Origin of the sequence: Vulcaniibacterium gelatinicum, assembly GCF_008033445.1 — a bacterium.
Taxonomy (GTDB): domain Bacteria; phylum Pseudomonadota; class Gammaproteobacteria; order Xanthomonadales; family Xanthomonadaceae; genus Vulcaniibacterium_B; species Vulcaniibacterium_B gelatinicum.
Window position 1 is genome coordinate 1 of the sequence record NZ_VNKO01000014.1, and the last position, 20252, is coordinate 20252.

A 20252-nucleotide genomic window follows, 5' to 3' on the forward strand; every position below is an offset into this window, starting at 1 on the left:
CGCGCCGATCGCGGCGCCGCCGCCGGCGCGGGCCGAGGCGGCGCCGCGCGGCACCAGCCGCCTGCGCCAGCGGATCGAGCCCACGCTCGGGAGGACCGCATGAGCGCGCGCCCGGTCATGATCCTTGCCGGCGGCACCGGCGGCCACATCTTCCCGGGCCTGGCGGTGGCGCGCGCGCTGCGCGCGCGCGGCGTGGAGGTGTGCTGGCTGGGCGCGGAAGGGGCGATGGAGACGCGGCTGGTGCCCGGCCATGGCCTGGTCCTCGACACCATTCCGGTGCGCGGCGTGCGCGGCAAGGGCGTGCGCGCGCTGCTCGCGCTGCCGGTGCAACTGATCGGCGCGGTGCGCGCGGCGCTGCGCGTGCTGCGCGCACGCCGGCCGGCGGCGGTGGTGAGCTTCGGCGGCTACGCCGCGGGCCCGGGCGGGCTGGCGGCGCGGCTGCTCGGCCTGCCGCTGCTGGTGCACGAGCAGAACCGCGCGCCGGGCCTGACCAACCGGGTGCTGGCGCGGCTCGCGCGGCGCGTGCTCACCGGCTTCCCCGGCACCTTCGCGTCCGGCGTGGAGGAGGTGGTCGGCAACCCGGTGCGCGAGGAGATCGCGGCGGTGCCGCCGCCGTCGGTGCGCTTCGCCGGCCGCGACGCCGGCAGCCTGCGCCTGCTGGTGCTCGGCGGCAGCCAGGGCGCGCGCGCGCTCAACGCCGCGGTGCCGCAGGCGCTGGCGCAGCTGCGCGAGCTGCGCATCGAGGTCCGCCACCAGTGCGGCGAGGCGCTGCGCGCCGAGGCCGAGGCCGCGTACGCGCAGGCCGGCGTGCAGGCGACGATCGAGCCGTTCATCGCCGACATGGCCGGCGCCTACGCCTGGGCCGACTTCGTGGTCTGCCGCGCCGGCGCGCTGACCCTGGCCGAGCTGTGCGCGGTCGGCGTCGGCAGCGTGCTGGTGCCGTTCCCGCAGGCGGTGGACGACCACCAGACCCGCAACGCCGAATACCTGGTCGAGCGCGGCGCCGCGCGCCTGCTCAGGCAGGACGAAACCCTGGCCGCGCGCCTGCGCGCCGCGCTCGCCGAGATCGTCGCCGACCCCGCCACGCGCCGCGCCATGGCCGAGGCCGCGCGTGCGCTCGCCCGCCCCGACGCCGCCGCGCGCGTCGCCGCCGCCGTCCTCGAGGAGACCGCATGAGCCCGCTGCATCCGCGCCGCCTGATGGCCACCGGCGACCTCGCCAAGGCCTACCCGCGCGTGCACTTCATCGGCATCGGCGGGGTCGGCATGAGCGGCATCGCCGAGGTGCTGTGCACGCTCGGCTACCAGGTTTCCGGTTCCGACAGCGCCGACAACGCGGTCACCCGCCGGCTGGCCTCGCTCGGCGTCACCGTGCACCGCGGCCACGCCGCGGCCAACGTGCTCGACGCCGACTGCGTGGTGGTCTCCAGCGCGATCCGGCCGGACAACCCGGAGCTGCTCGAGGCCCGCGCCCAGCGCATCCCGATCGTGCCGCGCGCGGAGATGCTGGCCGAGCTGATGCGCTTCAAGCGCGGCATCGCGGTGGCCGGCACCCACGGCAAGACCACCACCACCTCGCTCACCGCGAGCGTGCTCGGCGAGGGCGGGCTCGACCCCACCTTCGTGATCGGCGGCAAGCTGCTCGCCGCCGGCGCCAATGCGCGCCTGGGCGGCGGCCAGTGGCTGGTGGCCGAGGCCGACGAGAGCGACGGCAGCTTCCTGCGCCTGAACCCGGCGGTGGCGATCGTCACCAACATTGACGCCGACCACCTGGAGAACTACGGCGGCGACTTCGCCAAGGTCCAGGCCGCGTTCGCCGAGTTCCTGCACCGGCTGCCGTTCTACGGCCTGGCGGTGCTGTGCGTGGACGATCCGGAAGTGGCCGCGCTCGCCGCCGACACGCCGCGCCACGTGATGACCTACGGCTTCGCGCCGCAGGCCGACGTGCGCGCCGAGGACGTGCGCCAGCAGGGCGCGCGCATGCACTTCACCCTGTGCCTGCCGGACGGCACGCGCACCGCAGTCGAGCTGGCGCTGCCCGGGCGCCACAACGTGCAGAACGCGCTCGCCGCGGCCGCGGTCGGCTGGCAGCTCGGAGTCCAGCCTGCGGCGATCGCGCGCGCGTTCGCCCAGTTCGCCGGCATCGGCCGCCGCTTCAACCTGCTCGGCGAGCTGACCACGCCGAAGGGCGCGCGGGTGCAGCTGGTGGACGACTACGGCCACCACCCGGCCGAGCTCGAGGCGGTGTTCGCCGCCGCGCGCGGCGGCTGGCCCGAGCGGCGCCTGGTGGTGGCGTTCCAGCCGCACCGCTACACCCGCACCCGCGACCTGTTCGACGACTTCGCCGCGGTGCTGTCCTCCGTGGACACGCTGGTGCTGACCGAGGTCTATCCCGCCGGCGAGGCGCCGATCGCCGGCGCCGACGCGCGCTCGCTGGCGCGCGCGATCCGCGCCCGCGGCCGCATTGATCCGATCGTGGTCGGCGGCCCCGGCGAACTCGTCCATGTGTTGCCCGACGTGCTGCAGGACGGCGACCTGCTGCTGCTGATGGGCGCCGGCGACATCGGCCAGGTCGCGCAGCAACTGGCCGCGCAGGGGTTCGAAGGAGCAGGCCGGTGAGCAACGCATTCCCGCCGCCGCGCATCGCCGATCCGGCCGCCTTCGGCCGGGTCGCGGTGCTGATGGGCGGCACCAGCGCCGAGCGCGAGGTCTCGCTCGACTCCGGCCGCAACGTGCTCGCGGCGCTGCGCGCGCGCGGCGTGGACGCGCATGCGGTGGACGGCATCCCGGCCCTGGTCGCGGCCCTGGTCGAGCGCCGCTTCGACCGCGTGTTCAACGTCCTCCACGGCCACCATGGCGGCGGCGAGGACGGCGTGCTGCAGGGCCTGCTCGAGGCCTTCGGCGTGCCCTACACCGGCTCGGGCGTGCTCGGCAGCGCGCTGAGCATGGACAAGATCCGCACCAAGCAGGTCTGGCTCAGCCTGGGCCTGCCCACGCCGCGCTACGCGCGCCTGCGCAAGGGCGACGACGTGCATGCCGCGGCGCGCGCGCTGGGCCTGCCGGTGATCGTCAAGCCGGCATGCGAGGGCTCCAGCGTCGGCGTCTCGCGCGTGTTCGACGAGGCCGGGCTGGAGGACGCGGTCGAACTGGCCGCGCGCTACCCGGGCGAGCTGCTGATGGAGCAGCTGATCGTGGGCGACGAGCTCACCGTCGGCATCCTCGGCCAGACCGCGCTGCCCTCGATCCGGATCGTGCCCAAGGGCGAGTGGTACGACTACCACGCCAAGTACGTCGCCGAGGACACCCAGTACCTGTGCCCGGGCCTGGAGGGCGCGGACGAGGCCGGGATCCGCCGCCTCGCGCTCGATGCCTTCGTCGCCGCCGACTGCCGCGGCTGGGGCCGGGTGGACGTGATGCGCGACCGCGCCAGTGGCCGGCTGTACCTGCTCGAGATCAACACCGCGCCCGGCATGACCAGCCACTCGCTGGTGCCCAAGGCCGCGGCCCAGCTCGGGATCGGCTTCGAGGAACTGTGCTGGCGGATCCTGGAACAGACCGTGGAGGTGGAGCGGCCGTGAACGCGCTGCTGCGCATCCTCGCGTGGATCCTGGCGCTGGCGCTGGTGGCGCTGCCGGTCGTGGCCGTGGTCAACGGCTGGATCGGCGCCGAGCGCTGGCCGCTGCGCACCCTGCGCGTGCACGGCCGCCTCGAGCGCGTGGACGAGGCGCGGCTGCGCGCGGCGGTGCTGCCGTACGCGCGAGGCGGGTTCTTCGCCGTGGACCTGGCCGGCGCGCAGCGCGCGGTGGCGCAGCTGCCGTGGGTCGAGCGCGCCGAGGTGCGCAAGCGCTGGCCGGACGTGATCGAGGTGACGGTGAGCGAACACCGTCCGTTCGCGCGCTGGGGCGCGGACCGGCTGCTGTCCGAGCGCGGCCGGCTGTTCCCGGCCCGCGGCGTGGCGGTGCCCGCGGACCTGCCGCGCTTCGACGCGCCGCAGGCGCGCATCGCCGAGGTGGTCGCGCTGTACAACGAGGCGCGCACCCTGTTCGCGCCGAGCGGCCAGGACGTGCGCGCGGTGACGCTCGACCGCCGCGGCAGCTGGTCGCTCACCCTCTCCGGCGGCACCGAGGTCGTGCTCGGCCGCGACGACGCGCGCCTGCGCCTGGCCCGCTTCGCGCGCCTGCTGCCGCGGCTGCTGGCGCAGGAACCGCGCCTGCTGGTCCGCGCCGACCTGCGCTACACGAATGGCTTCGCGCTGGCCTGGACCGCGCGCCCCGACCCCGACCCTGCCGCGCCGCGCGCGGCAGGCAGCAGTACCCAGGAAGGACAGGCATGAACCGCAAAGGCGACAAGTCGCTGATCGTCGGCCTCGACATCGGCACCTCGAAGGTGACCGCGCTGGTCGGCGAGTACACCCCCGGCGCGCCGATCGAGGTGATCGGCATCGGCTCGCACGAATCGCGCGGGCTCAAGCGCGGCGTGGTGGTGGACATCGAATCCACCGTGCAGTCCATCCAGCGCGCGATCGAGGAGGCCGAGCTGATGGCCGGCTGCGAGGTGCGCTCGGTGTACGCCTCGATCACCGGCAGCCACGTGCAGTGCCGCAACTCGCAGGGCATCGCCCCGATCCGCGACGGCGAGGTCACCTGGGCCGACCTCGACCGCGTGCTCGAGGCGGCCAAGGCGGTGGCGATCCCGGCCGACCAGAAGATCCTGCACGCGATCCCGCGCGACTACGTGCTCGACGATTCGCAGGAGGGGATCCGCAACCCGGTCGGCATGACCGGTGTGCGCCTGGAGGTGCACGCGCACCTGGTGGTGTGCGCGCAGTCGGCCGCGGCCAACATCACCAAGTGCGTGCAGCGCTGCGGGCTGCAGGTGGACGACCTGATCCTGGCCTCGCTCGCCTCCAGCACTGCCGTGCTCACCCCCGACGAGCGCGAGCTCGGCGTGGTGCTGGTGGACATCGGCGCCGGCACCACCGACATCGCGGTGTTCGTGCACGGCGCGATCGCGCACAGCGCCAGCCTGCCGATCGCCGGCGACAAGGTCACCGAGGACATCGCGCACATGCTGCGCACGCCCACCCCGGAGGCCGAGCAGATCAAGGTCCGCTACGCCTGCGCGCTGGCGCAGCTGGCGACGGCGGAGGAGAGCATCCAGGTCCCGAGCGTCGGCGACCGCCCGCCGCGGCGCCTGCCGCGGCACTCGCTCGCGCAGGCGGTGCAGGCGCGCTACGAGGAGATCTTCGAGATGGTGCAGGCCGAGCTGCGCCGTTCCGGCTTCGAGCCGCACGTGCGCGCCGGCATGGTGCTCACCGGCGGCGCCGCGAAGATGGAAGGCGTGGTCGAACTGGCCGAGGAGATGCTGCAGATGCCGGTGCGGGTGGGCATCCCGCAGCACGTCACCGGCCTGGGCGAGGTGGTCGGCAACCCGGTCCACGCCACCGGCGTGGGCCTGCTGCTGATGGGCAGCCAGATCGAGCACCCGCGGCGGCCGTCGCTCGCCGGCGGGCGCGCGGGCAGTTTCTGGAACCGGCTGAAGAACTGGTATCGCGGCGAGTTCTGAGGCTGCATCGCGCGCACGGAGGCGGGCGGCGGAAGCGGAAGGACGGCGGAGACGGAGACAGGCAGGGCAACGGGCGACACCCCGATTCACACGAGCAAGACATAACAACGGAGGACACGGACATGGCGCATTTCGAACTGGTAGAGAAGATGGCCCCGAACGCGGTCATCAAGGTCATCGGCGTGGGCGGCGGCGGCGGCAACGCGGTCGCGCACATGGTCAGCAGCAGCGTGGACGGCGTGGAGTTCATCACCGCCAACACCGATGCCCAGGCGATCAAGAACTGCGGCGCCAAGCTGCAGCTGCAGCTCGGCGCGAACGTGACCAAGGGCCTGGGCGCCGGCGCGAACCCCGAGGTCGGCCGCCAGGCCGCGCTCGAGGACCGCGAGCGGATCACCGAGGCGCTGTCGGGCGCCGACATGGTGTTCATCACCGCCGGCATGGGCGGCGGCACCGGCACCGGCGCGGCGCCGGTGGTGGCGCAGCTGGCCAAGGAGATGGGGATCCTGACGGTGGCGGTGGTGACCAAGCCGTTCCCGTTCGAGGGCCGCCGGCGCATGCAGGTGGCGCTGAAGGGCATCGAGGAGCTGAGCCAGCACGTGGACTCGCTGATCACGATCCCGAACGAGAAGCTGATCACCGTGCTCGGCCGCAACGCGACCATGATCCAGGCCTTCCGCGCCGCCAACGACGTGCTGCTCGGCGCGGTGCAGGGCATCGCCGACCTGATCGTGCGCCCGGGCCTGATCAACGTGGACTTCGCCGACGTGCGCACGGTGATGAGCGAGATGGGCCTGGCGATGATGGGCACCGGCAGCGCGCGCGGCGACGACCGCGCCCAGGCCGCGGCCGAGGCCGCGATCCAGAACCCGCTGCTCGACGACGTCAACCTGGCCGGCGCGAACGGCATCCTGGTCAACATCACCGCCGGCCCGGACTTCACCATGGCCGAGTTCGACGAGATCGGCCGGGTGGTGGACCAGTTCGCCAGCGAGGACGCCACGGTGGTGATCGGCACCGTGCTCGACCCGGACATGCAGGACATGGTCAAGGTCACCGTGGTCGCCACCGGCCTGAACCGCGCCGCTGTGCGCCAGCCGGCGCGCGGCACGGAGCGCGAGTTCGGCGAGGCGCGCCGACCGCAGGTGCAGCTGATCAACACCCAGGCGCGGCGCGACGGCACCACCGGCATGCTGCTCGACCGCGTGGACGCGCAGACGCCGGCGATGCCCAGCATCGCCAGCGGGCTGCGCAGCCGCAGCGCCGAGCCGGCGGCGACACCGGCCGCCGAGCTGCCGGCGGATTACCTGGACATCCCCGCGTTCCTGCGTCGCCAGGCCGACTGACCCTCCGGCCTCCCCCGCGCCGGGGGAGGCGATCCGCGCCTTCCCCCGCCTGCGGGGGAGGGACGGGGTGGGGCCCGTCGTCCGTCCTCCTCTTCCCGCCGGCCGGCCCGGGCCGGCGGGACTTTCCGGCCGGTCCGGCGCAAGCCGGCCGGCCGCTTTCCTTTCCCCCGCAGGGGCATGCCGCCCCTTCCGTTCAGGTTCAGCCAGCCGCGTGCTAGGCTGTGCCGCCGTAGTGTCCGGTTCAGGCGCGGCGTCCCGTCGTTCCGCCGGTTCTGCGTTTTCGTTTTCGTCCCCGTTCGTCGTCGTCCGGAATCCGCCCCGACCCGATGCTGCGCCAGCGCACCCTCAAGAACGTGATCCGCGCCACCGGCGTGGGCCTGCACAGCGGCGAGAAGGTCTATCTCACGCTGCGCCCGGCCCCGGCCGACACCGGTATCGTGTTCCGGCGGGTGGACCTCGACCCGGTGGTCGAGATCCCGGCCAGCGCGGCCCTGGTCACCGAGACCATGCTCTGCACCGGCCTGTCCTGCGCCGGCGCCAAGGTGATGACGGTCGAGCACCTGATGTCGGCGCTGGCGGGGCTGGGTGTGGACAACGCCTACGTCGAGCTGTCGGCGCCCGAGGTGCCGATCATGGACGGCTCGGCCGGCCCGTTCGTGTTCCTGCTGCAGTCGGCGGGCATCGCCGAGCAGCACGCGCCCAAGCGCTTCATCCGCGTGCGCCGGCCGGTGGAGGTGCGCGAGGGCGACAAGCTCGCCCGCTTCACCCCGCACGACGGCTTCCGGATCGGCTTCACCGTGGTGTTCGACCATCCGGCGATCCCGCCCTCGCAGTCGCGCGCCGAAATCGAGTTCTCCACCGCCTCCTACGTCAAGGAGGTCAGCCGCGCCCGCACCTTCGGCTTCATGCGCGACCTGGAGTTCATGCGCGAGCGCAACCTGGCGCTGGGCGGCTCGATGGACAATGCGATCGTGCTGGACGAGTTCCGGGTGCTGAACGAGGACGGCCTGCGCTACGCCGACGAGTTCGTGCGGCACAAGATCCTGGACGCGGTCGGCGACCTGTATCTGGCCGGCCGCCCGATCATCGGCGCGTTCGAGGGCTACAAGTCCGGCCACGCCCTCAACAACAAGCTGGTGCGCGCCCTGCTCGCCGACGCTGCGGCGTGGGAAGAGGTCACCTTCGACGACCCCGCGGCCGCGCCCGTGGCCTACGGCCTGCCGATCCCGGCCTGAGCCGGCGCGCCCGGCCCGCTTCCGGGCCACCCTCGCTCTCCTGAATACGCGCGGCCATCCGGCTGGGGCTCACATTGGTGAGCATTCTGTGAAACCGGCCGAATATTTAACAAAAAATTAACGATAGCCTGCTGCCGGTTTAACGAAATCCGGGGAGGGGGCCGGTAGCATGCCCGCTCGGCTCGTGACGGCCGGGTTGAGGGAAACGCGGTTCCCCGTCGTCACCGGCCAACTCAGGAGTCGTCTTGCGATCCCCCGGACGGGGGATCTTCCAGGGACGCCATGGCATCGCGCAGGGCATCGCGCGCTGCCGCCGACCGCGGGCCGGGCAGGGGATCGGTCCGTTCCGGCCGGAATGCCGGAGCGGTCGCCACCTTGGCGACCACATCGGTCACGTCGAGCCCGAGGGAACGGGCGGCGTCGAGCACCTCGGGTGCGGCCAGCCGCAGTTTGGCGCGCCACACCGGAGACTCGACGACGAACACGAGCCTGCCACGGCTGAAGTTGGCCAGCCGCGCATGCGCGGCCAGCGGCGGCGGCAGGCAGGGGCGCAACTTGCGGTCCAAGGCGTCGAGCCAGAGCGCGCGACGCAAGGGGTCGAACGCGGCATCGCCGAACAGCGCATCGAGCGCTGGACGTGCGGTCGCGGGGGACTTCCCGCCGGGCCTGGAACCTGACATCGCAATGACCTTCGAATTCGAACCACACAATACGCGCAGCCGCCTGTCCCTGCTCGGCCGGCGCGTCCACGCCCTGCTCCTGGCCCGACCGCTGGCCGCCTTCACGGCCGTGCTGGGCTGCGGCCTGGCGCTCGGCGCGGCGGCGCACGCCGCCTACGGCACGGCCGAGAACGCGCTGCTGCGCGCCGAGCTGGCCCGCCAGCAGGGCGAGCTGCGCGAGGTGCGCGAGGGCGCGCAGCGCGAGATCAACGCCCTGGCCGCGCGCGTGGGCGAGCTGCAGGCCCAGGCCAACCGCCTGAACGCGCTCGGCGAGCGCCTGACCCGGATGGGCCAGCTGGCCGAGGGCGAGTTCGACTTCGACCAGCCGGTGCCCACCGGCGGTGCCGGTCCGGTGCGCGACATGCCGCCCGGGCAGCTGGTCGCCGACCTCGAGGACGTGGAGCGCCAGTTCGCGGCCTCGGGCAAGCAGCTCTCGGTGCTGGAGGCGCTGTTGTTCGACCGCGAGCTCGACCGCAGCGCCGTGCCCTCGCGCGCGCCGATCAACAGCTACATCACCTCCGGCTACGGCGGCCGCGCCGACCCGATCCGCGGCGGCCGCCAGTTCCACAAGGGCCTGGACTTCGAGGCCGACGTGGGCGACCCGGTGTTCGCGGTCGCCGACGGCGTGGTCAGCTACGCCGGCCCGCGCGCCGGCTACGGCATCACCGTCGAGGTGGACCACGGCAACGGCTACGTCACCCGCTATGCGCACAACTCGCGCCTGAGCGTGCGGGTGGGCGACCTGGTCCGCAGCGGCCAGGAGATCGCCAAGGCCGGCTCCACCGGCCGCTCCACCGGCGCCCACGTCCATTTCGAGGTCTGGGAGCACGGGCGCGCGGTCGACCCGCGCAAGTTCCTCGGCCAGCGGCAGACGCGCGGCTGAGGGCCGCGCCGCGGGGCGCGGCCGGCCGGGCTTGATACCCCGGGGCCGCGTCTCCACGTACAATCCCGCGTTGCCGTGAAAGGGCGCCGTGCGCCCTTTTTTATTGCCAGGGCGCGCGCCCACCCGACCTTCCGCACCGGATCCGAAATGCTCAACAGCCTGCTCACCCGCGTCTTCGGCAGCCGCAACGAACGCCTGCTGCGCCAACTCGGCGTCGTGGTCAAGAAGATCAACGCCCTCGAGCCGCAGATGATGGCGCTGTCGGACGAGGCGCTCCAGGCCAGGACGCAGGAGTTTCGCGAGCGGGTGGCCGGCGGCGAGTCGCTGGACAAGCTGCTGCCGGAGGCCTTCGCCGTCTGCCGCGAGGCCAGCCGCCGCGTGCTCGGCATGCGCCACTACGACGTGCAGCTGATCGGCGGCATGGTCCTGCACATGGGCAAGATCGCCGAGATGCGCACCGGCGAGGGCAAGACCCTGGTCGCCACGCTGCCGGTGTACCTCAACGCGCTCGAGGGCAAGGGCGTGCACGTGGTCACCGTCAACGACTACCTCGCCCGCCGCGACGCGGCCTGGATGGGCAGGCTCTACAACTGGCTCGGCCTGTCGGTGGGCGTGGTCTACCCGGGCATGCCGCACTCGGACAAGAAGGCCGCCTACGCCGCGGACATCACCTACGCCACCAACAACGAGATCGGCTTCGACTACCTGCGCGACAACATGGCGCTGTCGAAGGAGGACCGGTTCCAGCGCGGCCTGCACTTCGCGATCGTGGACGAGGTGGACTCGATCCTGATCGACGAGGCGCGCACCCCGCTGATCATCTCCGGCCCGGCCGACGAGTCGCCCGAGCTGTACATCAAGGTCAACCGGATCGTGCCCTTGCTGACCCGGCAGCAGGTCGAGGACGGCCCCGGCGACTACTGGGTGGACGAGAAGGCCAAGCAGGTGCACCTGTCCGAGGCCGGCCAGGAGCATGCCGAGGAGCTGCTGCGCCGCGCCGGCGTGATCGCCGCCGACGACGGCCTGTACGCCGCGCACAACATCCACGTGGTCCACCACCTCAACGCCGCGCTGCGCGCGCACGCGCTGTACCACCGCGACGTGGACTACATCGTCCGCGACGGCGAGGTGATCATCGTGGACGAGTTCACCGGCCGCACCCTGCCGGGGCGGCGCTGGTCCGACGGCCTGCACCAGGCGGTGGAGGCCAAGGAAGGCGTGCCGGTGCAGCGCGAGAACCAGACGCTCGCCTCGATCACCTTCCAGAACCTGTTCCGCATGTACCGCAAGCTCGCGGGCATGACCGGCACCGCCGACACCGAGGCCTACGAGTTCCAGAGCATCTACGGCCTGGAGGTGGTGGTGATCCCGACCCACCGCCCGATGATCCGCGTGGACCACCCGGACCAGGTGTTCCTGAACAAGGCCGGCAAGTACCGCGCCGTGCTCGCCGAGATCCGCGACTGCTACCAGCGCGGCCAGCCGGTGCTGGTGGGCACCACCTCGATCGAGGTGTCGGAGCTGCTCAGCGCGGAGCTGAAGAAGATCGGCATCCCGCACGAGGTGCTCAACGCCAAGCAGCACGAGCGCGAGGCGCAGATCGTGGCCAACGCCGGCCGGCCCGGGGCGGTGACCATCGCCACCAACATGGCCGGCCGCGGCACCGACATCGTGCTCGGCGGCTCGCTCGAGGCCGACCTGGCCGCGCTCGGCCCCGACGCCGGCGACGAGGAGCGCGCCCGCGTGCGCGCCGAATGGCAGCAGCGCCACGAGCAGGTCAAGGCGCTGGGCGGCCTGCACATCATCGGCACCGAGCGGCACGAGAGCCGCCGCATCGACAACCAGCTGCGCGGCCGCTCCGGCCGCCAGGGCGACCCGGGTTCCTCGCGCTTCTACCTGTCGCTCGAGGACAACCTGATGCGCATCTTCGCCGCCGACTGGGTGCAGCGGGTGATGGCGCGGATGGGCCTGAAGGAGGACGACGTCATCGAGAGCGGGCTGGTGACCAAGCAGATCGCCAACGCCCAGCGCAAGGTCGAGGCCTACAACTTCGACATCCGCAAGAACCTGCTCGACTACGACGACGTCAACAACGACCAGCGCAAGGTCATCTACCAGCAGCGCAACGAGCTGCTCGAGGCCGACAGCGTCAAGGAGAACATCGACGGCATCCGCGAGGACGTGGTCGCCGACCTGGTGGCGCGCTTCGTGCCGCCGGACTCGGTGGACGAGCAGTGGGACCTGGCCGGGCTGGAGGGCGCGCTGCTGGAGGAGTTCGGCCTGGCGCTGGATCTGCGCAGGCTCGCCAGCGAGCGCACCGAGCTCGACGCCGAGCAGATCGCGCGGCACGTGCAGGACGCGGTGGCGGAGCTGTTCGCCGCCAAGGAGGCGCAGATCGGCGCCGAGAACATGCGCCTGCTGGAAAAGCACATCATGCTCAACGTGCTCGACCAGAACTGGAAGGAGCACCTGGCGCGGATGGACTACCTGCGCCAGGGCATCCACCTGCGCGGCTACGCGCAGAAGCAGCCCAAGCAGGAGTACAAGCGCGAGGCGTTCGAGCTGTTCGGCGAGATGCTGGAGAAGGTCAAGCGCGACGTGATCGGCCTGCTCGCCCGGGTGCGGATCCGCAGCGAGGAGGAGATCGCCCGCGCCGAGGCCGAGGAACGCGCCCGCGCCGAGGCGATCGCGCGGCAGATGCAGTACCAGCACGCCACCGCCGGCGGCTTCGGCGCCGACGAGGAGGCCGCGCAGCCCGACTACGCCGGCGAGATCCCGCGCGTGGGCCGCAACGACCCGTGCCCGTGCGGCAGCGGCAAGAAGTACAAGCACTGCCATGGGCAGTTGGCCTGACCCAGGGCCGGCCATCTCCCGCCCCGGTTCCGTCCCGCAGCCGGGGTCGGGCGATGCGAGTCTCCCCATCGTCCAGGTCGTCGCCGGCGTCATCACCGACGCCCGCGGCCGGATCCTGCTGGCCCGCCGCACCGAAGGCCGCGACCTGGCCGGGCTGTGGGAATTCCCCGGCGGCAAGCGCGAGGGCGACGAGAGCCCGGAGGCGGCGCTGGCGCGCGAGCTGCACGAGGAACTCGGGATCCGGATCGAGCCCGGCCCGCCGCTGATCGCCGTCCCGCACCGCTATCCGCACAAACGCCTGCGCCTGGACGTGCGCCGCATCGCCGCCTGGCGCGGCACCCCCCGGGGGCATGAGGGCCAAGCCCTGGCCTGGGTGCCGCCGCACCAGTTGCCACGCTATCCGATGCCGCCGGCCGACGTGCCGGTGGTGGCGGCGCTGCTGCAGCCGGACCGCTATCTCGTCACCCCGCCGCCGGGCGCCGACCCCACGGCGTGGCTCGCCGCACTCGAGCGCGCGCTGCTCGCCGGCATCCGCCGGGTGCAGTTGCGCGCGCCCGGCGCCGAGCCGCAGGCCTGGGCGGCGTTGGCCGCGCGCGCCGTCGCCCTGTGCCGGGCCCACGGCGCGGAGGTGCTGGTGAACGGCGATCCCGTCCTGGCCCGCCAGCTCGGCGCCGGCCTGCACCTGCGTGCGGCGCAGCTGGACGATTTCGACCGCCGCCACTGGCCGGCGGCGCTGCCGCTCGCCGCCTCCTGCCACGACCTCGAGGAACTGCGCCGGGCCGAGGCCCTGCGCTGCGACTTCGCCGTGCTTGGCCCGCTCGCCCCGACCGCCAGTCACCCGGGCGCGCACCCGCTCGGCTGGGAGGGCTTCGCCCGCCTGCGTGAGGAGGTAGTGCTGCCGCTGTATGCGATCGGCGGCCTGGGCCCGGCCGACCTGGCCGCGGCGCGCGCCCATGGCGCGCAGGGCATCGCCGCGATCCGCGCGCTGTGGCCGGCGGGCTGAAGCCCGCCCCTAGTTCGTCGCCGCCTGCGCCGCGGCCAGCCTCCGGTAGCGCGCGTCCAGCGCCGCCACGTGCGCCTCCAGCGCCTCGAGCGGGCCGTCGTTGACGATCACGTCGTCGGCGATCGCCAGCCGCTGCGCGCGCCCGGCCTGCGCCGCCAGCATCCGCAGTGCCAGCGCCCGGTCGGCGCCGTCGCGGCGCATCAGCCGCTCCAGTTGCGCCTCCTGCGGCGCGTCCACCACCAGCACCCGGTCGAGGAAGCGGTAGGCCTCCGGCGCGTCGGTCTCGGCCAGCAACGGGATCGCCGCGATCGCATACGGCCCCGGCGCCGCCGCGCAGCGCGCGCGCAACGCCTCGCGGATGCGCGGATGCAGCAGCGCCTCCAGCCGCTTGCGCGCCTGCGGATCGGCGAACACCCGCGCGCGCATCGCCGCCCGGTCCAGGCGGCCGTCGGCACCGAGCACCTCCGGTCCGAACGCGGCCACCACCTCGGCCAGTGCCGGTTGCCCAAGCTCGACCACCTCGCGGGCGAGCACGTCCGCATCCACCACCACGATCCCGCGCGCGGCGAAGCGCTCGGCCACCGCGCTCTTGCCCGAGGCGACACCCCCGGTCAGGCCGACGACGAAGCCGGCCATCGCCTAGCCGCGGATCCCGGCCAGGCGCAGGTAGCCGTCCACCAGCACCTCGCCCCAGAAGAAGGTGATCCAGCCGGCGATCGCCAGGAACGGCCCGAACGGGATCGGCGTGGCGCGGTCGCGGCCACGCACGGCGAGCCAGATCGAGCCGACGATGGCGCCGACCAACGAGGAGATGAGGATGGTCGGGATCACCCCGTTCAGCCCCACCCACGCGCCGATCGCGGCCAGCAGCTTGAAGTCGCCATGGCCCATGCCGTCCTTGCCGGTGAACTGCTTGTACACCCAGTACACCGACCACAGGCTCAGGTAGCCCGCCATCGCCCCCAGCACCGCGGGCTTGAGCGGCATGTACAGGTTCTCGATGCCGGCGATGATGCCCAGCCACATCAGCGGCAGGGTCAGCTGGTCCGGCAGCAGCCGCGTGCGCAGGTCGATGCCCGCCAGCGCCACCAGGAAGCCGCTGAGCACGATCGCGCCGAACCCCTGCCAGCCGAAGCCGAACCGCCACACGCTGGCCAGCACCAGCAGCATGGTCAGCAGCTCCACCAGCGGGTACTGCACCGAGATCGGCGCCTTGCAGGCGCGGCAGCGCCCGCGCAGCGCCAGCCAGCTCAGCACCGGGATGTTCTCGTACCAGCTCAGCCGGTGCTTGCAGTGCGGGCAGTGCGAGGGCTCGACCACGATCCCCGGCGGTGGCGGGTCGTAGATCTCCGGCTCGCCCAGGATCTCGCGGCTGTCGCGCTTCCACTGCCACTCCAGCCGGCGCGGCAGGCGCAGGATCACGACGTTGAGGAAGCTGCCGAGCAGCAGCCCGAGTCCGGCCGCGGCGGGATAGCCGAGGCCGGGATGCTGGTCCAGGAACGCCATGCGGGAGACTTACATCGCCGCCGCGAGCTTGAACACCGGCAGGTACATGCCGACGACCATCGCGCCGACCACGATGCCGATGAAGATCATGATCACCGGCTCGATCAGGCTGGACAGCGCGTCCACGGCGTTGTTGACCTCCTGCTCGTAGAACTCGGCGACCTTGAACAGCATGGTGTCGAGCGCGCCCGCCTCCTCGCCGATCGCGGTCATCTGCATCACCATGTGCGGGAACAGGTTGACCTGCTTCATCGCCATGTTGACCTGGTAGCCCACGGCCACGTCGTCGCGGATGCGGTGCACCGCCTTCTCGTACACGGTGTTGCCGGTGGCGCCGGCCACCGTGTCCAGCGCCTCGACCAGCGGCACGCCGGCCTTGAAGGTGGTGGCCAGGGTGCGCGAGAAGCGCGCGATGGCGGCGTTGTGCATGATCTGGCCGAGGATCGGCAGGCGCAGGATCAGGCGGTCCAGGAAGTGCGAGAAGGCCATCGAACGCTTCTTGAACCAGATGAAGGCGCCGATGGCGGCCATGAGGCCGAGAAACACCGCCCACCAGTAGGCGATCATGAAGTCGGAGGCGGCGATGATCATCTTGGTGAAGGCCGGCAGGTCGGCGTTGAAGGCCTTGAACACCTGCTGGAACTGCGGCACCACGAACACCAGCAGCACCGCGCTGACCAGGATCGCCACCGCGATCACCACCGCCGGGTAGAAGAGCGCCTTCTTGATCTTGCCCTTGAGGGACTCGATGTCCTCCTTGTAGCTGGCGATGGTGTCCAGCACCGTCTCCAGCACGCCGGCCGACTCGCCGGCCTTGACCAGGTTGCGGTACAGTTCGTCGAACTGGACCGGGTGCTTGGCGATCGCCTCGGACAGGGACGTGCCGCTCTCGATGTCCAGGCGCAGGCTGTCCACCATCTCCTTCATCCTGGGGTTCTTGTTGCCGCCGGCGATGATCTCCAGCGCGGTCGTGATCGGCACGCCGGACTTCATCATCGTCGCCAGCTGGCGGCTGAAGATGGCGATGTCCTTGGGGCTGATCTTGCGCCCCGCGCTGCCGAACAGCGGCTTGGGCTTGGGCTTGACCACGGTGGGGGTGATGCCCTGGCGGCGCAGCTCGGCGCGCAGCAGGCTGGCGTTCTTGGCCGCCTGCTCGCCCTTCATCTTCATGCCACGCTTGTCGGTGCCTTCCCAGACGAAGGTCACCAACTGCACGCCGAGGCGCGGGGGATGGGCGGGGGTCGCAGCGGCCTTCTTGACGGCGGGGCGGGTGGCGGCCATGGCTCAGTCCTTGGTCACGCGGTTGATTTCGGCGAGGCTGGTGATGCCGTTCTTGACCTTGAGCAGGGCGGACTGGCGCAGGTCGCGCACGCCGGCGCGCTGCGCCGCCTCGGCGATCTGCAGCGCGCTGCCGCCCTCCAGGATGATGTGCTGGATTTCCTCGGTCATCGGCATCACCTGGTAGATGCCGGTGCGGCCCTTGTAGCCTTCGGTGCAGTCGGCACAGCCGACCGCCTCGTAGATGGTCAGGCCGGCGCGGATCTCGTCGGTGGTGAAGCCCTCGGCCAGCAGCGCGTGCTCGGGCAGCTGCACCGGCCGCTTGCAGTCGTGCAGGCGCCGGGCCAGGCGCTGGGCGATCACCAGGGTCACCGAGGAGGTGATGTTGTACGGCGCCACGCCCATGTTCATCAGGCGGGCGATGGTCTGCGGCGCGTCGTTGGTGTGCAGGGTGGACAGCACCATGTGGCCGGTCTGCGCGGCCTTGATCGCGATCTCGGCGGTCTCCAGGTCGCGGATCTCGCCGACCATGATCACGTCCGGGTCCTGGCGCAGGAACGCGCGCAGCGCGGCGGCGAAGGTCATGCCGCGCTTGACGTTCATCTGCACCTGGTTGATGCCCGTCATGCGGATCTCGACCGGGTCCTCGACCGTGGAGATGTTGCGCTGCTCGTCGTTGAGGATGCCGAGCGCGGTGTACAGCGACACGGTCTTGCCCGAGCCGGTCGGGCCGGTTACCAGCACCATGCCGTAGGGCTTGCGGATGGCCTCCAGGAACAGCTGCTTCTGGTCCTCCTCGTAGCCCAGCTTGTCGATGCCGAGCCTGGCCGCACCGCTGTCCAGGATGCGCAGCACCACCTTCTCGCCGAACAGGGTGGGCAGGGTGCTGACACGGAAGTCGATCTGCTTGGTCTTGCTCAGGTTGAGCTTGATGCGGCCGTCCTGCGGCACCCGCTTCTCGGCGATGTCGAGCTGGGCCATCACCTTCAGGCGAGCGGCGATCCGGGCCTGCAGCTTGACCGGCACCTTGGCCACCTGCTTGAGCAGGCCGTCGATGCGCAAGCGCACCCGGTACTCGGTCTCGTAGGGCTCGAAGTGGATGTCGGAGGCGCCGCGCCGGATCGCGTCCACCAGCACCTTGTTGATGAACTTGACCACCGGGGTGTCGTCGCCCTTGGCGTCAACGCCGGAGTCGCCGCCCAGGTCCTCCTCGCCGCCGGTGACCTCCAGGTTTTCCAGGCCATCCTCGTCGGCCATGGACTCGGCCAGGGCGTCGGCGCTGGCCAGCCACTGGTCCAGGGCCCGGGCGATCTTGTCCTCGTCCACCAGGATCGGTTCCACCGTCAGGTTGGTGTGGAACTTGATCTCGTCCAGGGCGTGGGTGTTGGTGGGGTCGGTGACGCCGACGAACAGGCGCCCGCCGCGCCTGAACAGCGGCAGCACGTTGTGCTTGCGGACCAGCTCCTCGCTGACCAGCTTGATCGCCGAGGCGGACGGGTCCAGGGCCGTGACGTCGAAGATCGGCATGCCGAACTCGATCGAATTGGCCGCGGCCAGCGCCGCCGGGCTGACCAGTTTCCTCTCCGCCAGGAACAGGGCCAACGGCTTGCGCTCGCGGGTCGCGGCCTCCATGGCCTCGCGGGCGACGCTTTCCTCGAGTGCGCCGTCCAGCACCAGACGCCGGGCAATGCCGGTAATGCCCACCAGATTGGCGGTCGCGACGGTTCCCAATGCCATGTCCAAGCTTCCCCTCTACCCGAATGTAACGCAAAGCCGCATGTACGCGAACGGACAGGCGTCGCTTTTCCGGCCCCGGGCCTTCACGTACGCTTCGGCGGGAGAGGGGAGGGGCGATGCGGATATCGGTGATCCTGCCGGCCAGGAACGAGGCGGAGGGCCTGCGGCGGACCCTGCCCGCCCTGCGCGCCGTCCTGCCGGAAGCCGAGGTGATCGTGGCGGACGACGGCTCCACCGACGCCACCGCCCAGGTGGCCGCCGCCGCGGGCGCCCGGGTCCTCTCCGCCCCCTACCCGATGGGCAATGGCGCGGCGATCAAGCGCGGCGCCCGGGCCGCCACGGGCGAGGTGCTCGTATTCATGGATGCCGACGGCCAGCACGACCCCGCCGACATCCCGCGCCTGCTGGCCCCGCTCCAGGCCGGCTACGACATGGCCGTGGGCGCCCGCGACCGCGCCGGCCAGGCCAACGCCGGCCGCGGCCTGGCCAATGCCTTCTACAACCGGCTCGCCAGCTGGATGACCGGCCACCGCATCGCCGACCTCACCTCCGGCTTCCGCGCCGTCCGTGCCGACCGTTTCCGCGAGTTCCTGCACCTGCTGCCCAACGGCTTCAGCTACCCCACCACCTGCACCATGGCGTTCTTCCGCAGCGCCTACCCGGTGGCCTACGTCCCGGTCACGGTCTCCCCGCGGGTGGGCACCGCCAGCCACATCCGCCCGCTGCGCGACGGGGTCCGCTTCCTGCTGATCATCTTCAAGATCGCCACGCTGTATTCGCCGTTGAAGCTGTTTGCGCCGGCCGGGTTCGGGTTCTTCCTGCTCGGGGCGGGCTACTACAGCTATACCTTCGCGACCGAGGGGCGGTTCACCAACATGAGCGCGCTGCTGCTGAGCGCGGCGGTGATCGTGTTCCTGATCGGGCTGGTGTCGGAGCAGATCACCAACCTGACCTACCGGCGCGATGTCTGAAGAGGGAGCGCGCATCCTGTTGGTGACCCGCAATTTTCCGCCGTTGCGGGGGGGGATGGAGCGCCTCAACCAGCGGCTGCTGCAGGGGCTGGCAGTGCACCATCCGGTGTTCCTCGTGGGCCCGGATGGATGCGGCGCGCATGCGCGCGCGGCAAGCGGAGTGCAAACCGTGCCCGCCGCGCCGTTGTGGCGCTTTCTTCCGGCATGCCTGCTTGCTGCGCTCCGCAGCGCGAGCCGGCATGGGCCGGACATCGTGCTGGCAGGCAGCGGCCTGACCGCGCCGATCGCCTGGCTCGCCGCGAGACGGGCGGGCGGTCGCAGCGCCGTGTACCTGCACGGTTTGGACATCATCGCGCCCAGCGCGGTTTATCAGGCCTTGTGGCTGCCGATGATCCGAAGGTGCGATCGCGTCATCGTCAACAGCCGCAACACGCGCGATCTGGCGGTCGCCCGTGGCGTGCCTGCCGAGCGCGTGTGCGTCGTGCACCCCGGCACCGATCTGCCGATGGCCGATCCTTCGGCCCGGCGCCGGTTCCGCGAGATCCATCGGCTTGGCGAGGCGCCCGTGCTGCTGTCGGTCGGGCGTCTTACCGCACGCAAGGGGCTGGTCGAGTTCGTGCGCGAGGTGTTCCCGCTGGTCCTGCAGCGGCATCCGGATACCCGCCTGGTCGTGGTTGGAGACGATCCTGTGGACGCGCTGCATGGCGGGGGCGCCGGCGGCCGCCGCGCCCTCGAAGCCAGTGCCGAACAGGTAGGCGTCCGCCATGCCCTGTTGTGCCTCGGCACATGCAGCGATGGCGAGCTCTCGGATGCCTACTCGGGCGCCGATGTGCATGTGTTTCCGGTCCGTTCGACGCCGGGCGATGTCGAGGGCTTCGGCATGGTCGCGATCGAAGCGGCGGCGCATGGCGTGCCGACCGTGGCCTATGCCGTGGGCGGCGTGTCGGATGCCGTGGCCGATGGCCAGAGCGGAACGCTGGTGGCTCCGAACGACGGCCATGCGTTCGCAGCCGCGGTCCTGGAGTGGCTCGCGCACGGCAGCCAGGCGGCCGCCGGCTGCCGGCGCTTCGCCTCCGGTTTTTCATGGGCGAGATTCGACAGCGAGCTTCGCGAGGCGTTGGCCATCACCGCATCGGCGCGCCAGCGGGCCTGAACCC

Annotated in this window: 17 protein-coding genes; 12 read left to right on the plus strand and 5 right to left on the minus strand. The window is 71.8% G+C overall.

Annotated elements, in window-relative coordinates; genetic code table 11:
* The first annotated feature begins 99 nt into the window (after positions 1-99).
* The 7 genes from murG to lpxC all read left to right on the plus strand — a co-directional run bounded on the left by murG (position 100) and on the right by lpxC (position 8145).
* Positions 100-1176, plus strand: a complete 1077-nt coding sequence (gene murG, locus FPV26_RS09090; protein WP_147653570.1) for an undecaprenyldiphospho-muramoylpentapeptide beta-N-acetylglucosaminyltransferase — start codon at positions 100-102, stop codon at positions 1174-1176.
* Complete coding sequence (gene murC, locus FPV26_RS09095) at positions 1173-2618, plus strand: UDP-N-acetylmuramate--L-alanine ligase (protein ID WP_147653571.1); 1446 nt, start codon at positions 1173-1175, stop codon at positions 2616-2618. Before murG ends, murC begins: the two co-directional genes overlap by 4 nt.
* Complete coding sequence (locus FPV26_RS09100; RefSeq protein WP_147653572.1) at positions 2615-3577, plus strand: D-alanine--D-alanine ligase; 963 nt, start codon at positions 2615-2617, stop codon at positions 3575-3577. The genes murC and FPV26_RS09100 overlap by 4 nt, the downstream gene beginning before the upstream one ends.
* Positions 3574-4332, plus strand: coding sequence for a cell division protein FtsQ/DivIB (locus tag FPV26_RS09105; RefSeq protein WP_147653573.1), 759 nt, complete (start codon positions 3574-3576; stop codon positions 4330-4332). Before FPV26_RS09100 ends, FPV26_RS09105 begins: the two co-directional genes overlap by 4 nt.
* Positions 4329-5564: a cell division protein FtsA gene (ftsA, locus tag FPV26_RS09110; RefSeq protein WP_147653574.1), complete on the plus strand. Its 1236-nt coding sequence runs from the start codon at positions 4329-4331 to the stop codon at positions 5562-5564. Before FPV26_RS09105 ends, ftsA begins: the two co-directional genes overlap by 4 nt.
* A 122-nt stretch (positions 5565-5686) precedes the next feature.
* The gene (gene ftsZ / locus FPV26_RS09115) at positions 5687-6910 is read left to right on the plus strand and encodes a cell division protein FtsZ (protein WP_147653575.1); all 1224 of its coding nucleotides are present in this window, start codon (positions 5687-5689) and stop codon (positions 6908-6910) included.
* A 326-nt stretch (positions 6911-7236) separates the two neighbouring features.
* Positions 7237-8145, plus strand: coding sequence for a UDP-3-O-acyl-N-acetylglucosamine deacetylase (lpxC, locus tag FPV26_RS09120; protein WP_147653576.1), 909 nt, complete (start codon positions 7237-7239; stop codon positions 8143-8145).
* A gap of 233 nt (positions 8146-8378) precedes the next feature.
* Here lpxC and FPV26_RS09125 read toward each other — a convergent pair whose 3' ends face one another.
* Positions 8379-8825: a DciA family protein gene (locus FPV26_RS09125; RefSeq protein WP_147653577.1), complete on the minus strand. Its 447-nt coding sequence runs from the start codon at positions 8823-8825 to the stop codon at positions 8379-8381.
* Positions 8826-8829: 4 nt separating this feature from the next.
* Between FPV26_RS09125 and FPV26_RS09130 the strand changes: the two genes are divergently transcribed.
* The 3 genes from FPV26_RS09130 (at position 8830) to FPV26_RS09140 (ending at position 13603) form a co-directional block, all read left to right on the plus strand.
* Positions 8830-9747 (plus strand): peptidoglycan DD-metalloendopeptidase family protein, encoded by a 918-nt coding sequence (locus FPV26_RS09130; RefSeq protein WP_147653578.1) that lies wholly within the window; start codon positions 8830-8832, stop codon positions 9745-9747.
* Positions 9748-9894: 147 nt separating this feature from the next.
* Positions 9895-12600, plus strand: coding sequence for a preprotein translocase subunit SecA (secA, locus tag FPV26_RS09135; protein WP_147653579.1), 2706 nt, complete (start codon positions 9895-9897; stop codon positions 12598-12600).
* Positions 12584-13603 carry a Nudix family hydrolase gene (locus FPV26_RS09140; RefSeq protein ID WP_147653580.1) on the plus strand — a complete coding sequence of 340 codons (1020 nt, stop codon included), beginning with the start codon at positions 12584-12586 and terminating at the stop codon, positions 13601-13603. The genes secA and FPV26_RS09140 overlap by 17 nt, the downstream gene beginning before the upstream one ends.
* Before the next feature lie 9 nt (positions 13604-13612).
* Here FPV26_RS09140 and coaE read toward each other — a convergent pair whose 3' ends face one another.
* The 4 genes from coaE to pilB are packed head-to-tail and all read right to left on the minus strand — an operon-like array spanning position 13613 to position 18118.
* Complete coding sequence (gene coaE / locus FPV26_RS09145) at positions 13613-14239, minus strand: dephospho-CoA kinase (protein WP_147653581.1); 627 nt, start codon at positions 14237-14239, stop codon at positions 13613-13615.
* Between the two features lie 3 nt (positions 14240-14242).
* The gene (locus FPV26_RS09150; protein WP_147653582.1) at positions 14243-15109 is read right to left on the minus strand and encodes a prepilin peptidase; all 867 of its coding nucleotides are present in this window, start codon (positions 15107-15109) and stop codon (positions 14243-14245) included.
* Positions 15110-15118: 9 nt separating this feature from the next.
* A complete protein-coding gene (locus tag FPV26_RS09155) occupies positions 15119-16390 on the minus strand; it encodes a type II secretion system F family protein (protein ID WP_147653583.1) in 1272 nt (423 codons plus the stop codon).
* Between the two features lie 3 nt (positions 16391-16393).
* Positions 16394-18118 (minus strand): type IV-A pilus assembly ATPase PilB, encoded by a 1725-nt coding sequence (pilB, locus tag FPV26_RS09160; RefSeq protein ID WP_147653636.1) that lies wholly within the window; start codon positions 18116-18118, stop codon positions 16394-16396.
* Positions 18119-18240: 122 nt separating this feature from the next.
* Between pilB and FPV26_RS09165 the strand changes: the two genes are divergently transcribed.
* A complete protein-coding gene (locus FPV26_RS09165) occupies positions 18241-19095 on the plus strand; it encodes a glycosyltransferase family 2 protein (protein ID WP_147653584.1) in 855 nt (284 codons plus the stop codon).
* Positions 19088-20248: a glycosyltransferase family 4 protein gene (locus FPV26_RS09170; RefSeq protein WP_147653585.1), complete on the plus strand. Its 1161-nt coding sequence runs from the start codon at positions 19088-19090 to the stop codon at positions 20246-20248. The genes FPV26_RS09165 and FPV26_RS09170 overlap by 8 nt, the downstream gene beginning before the upstream one ends.
* The last annotated feature ends 4 nt before the right edge of the window (positions 20249-20252 follow it).

Excerpts from the sequence above, each read along its gene's own strand:
- FPV26_RS09155 (WP_147653583.1), bottom strand. The coding sequence starts at position 16,390 with ATGGCCGCCACCCGCCCCGCCGTCAAGAAGGCCGCTGCGACCCCCGCC.
- FPV26_RS09150 (WP_147653582.1), bottom strand. The coding sequence starts at position 15,109 with ATGGCGTTCCTGGACCAGCATCCCGGCCTCGGCTATCCCGCCGCGGCC.
- FPV26_RS09140 (WP_147653580.1), top strand. The coding sequence starts at position 12,584 with ATGGGCAGTTGGCCTGACCCAGGGCCGGCCATCTCCCGCCCCGGTTCC.
- FPV26_RS09170 (WP_147653585.1), top strand. The coding sequence starts at position 19,088 with ATGTCTGAAGAGGGAGCGCGCATCCTGTTGGTGACCCGCAATTTTCCG.
- ftsA (WP_147653574.1), top strand. The coding sequence starts at position 4,329 with ATGAACCGCAAAGGCGACAAGTCGCTGATCGTCGGCCTCGACATCGGC.
- ftsZ (WP_147653575.1), top strand. The coding sequence starts at position 5,687 with ATGGCGCATTTCGAACTGGTAGAGAAGATGGCCCCGAACGCGGTCATC.
- FPV26_RS09130 (WP_147653578.1), top strand. The coding sequence starts at position 8,830 with ATGACCTTCGAATTCGAACCACACAATACGCGCAGCCGCCTGTCCCTG.
- murC (WP_147653571.1), top strand. The coding sequence starts at position 1,173 with ATGAGCCCGCTGCATCCGCGCCGCCTGATGGCCACCGGCGACCTCGCC.
- secA (WP_147653579.1), top strand. The coding sequence starts at position 9,895 with ATGCTCAACAGCCTGCTCACCCGCGTCTTCGGCAGCCGCAACGAACGC.
- murG (WP_147653570.1), top strand. The coding sequence starts at position 100 with ATGAGCGCGCGCCCGGTCATGATCCTTGCCGGCGGCACCGGCGGCCAC.
- coaE (WP_147653581.1), bottom strand. The coding sequence starts at position 14,239 with ATGGCCGGCTTCGTCGTCGGCCTGACCGGGGGTGTCGCCTCGGGCAAG.
- FPV26_RS09165 (WP_147653584.1), top strand. The coding sequence starts at position 18,241 with ATGCGGATATCGGTGATCCTGCCGGCCAGGAACGAGGCGGAGGGCCTG.
- lpxC (WP_147653576.1), top strand. The coding sequence starts at position 7,237 with ATGCTGCGCCAGCGCACCCTCAAGAACGTGATCCGCGCCACCGGCGTG.
- FPV26_RS09125 (WP_147653577.1), bottom strand. The coding sequence starts at position 8,825 with ATGTCAGGTTCCAGGCCCGGCGGGAAGTCCCCCGCGACCGCACGTCCA.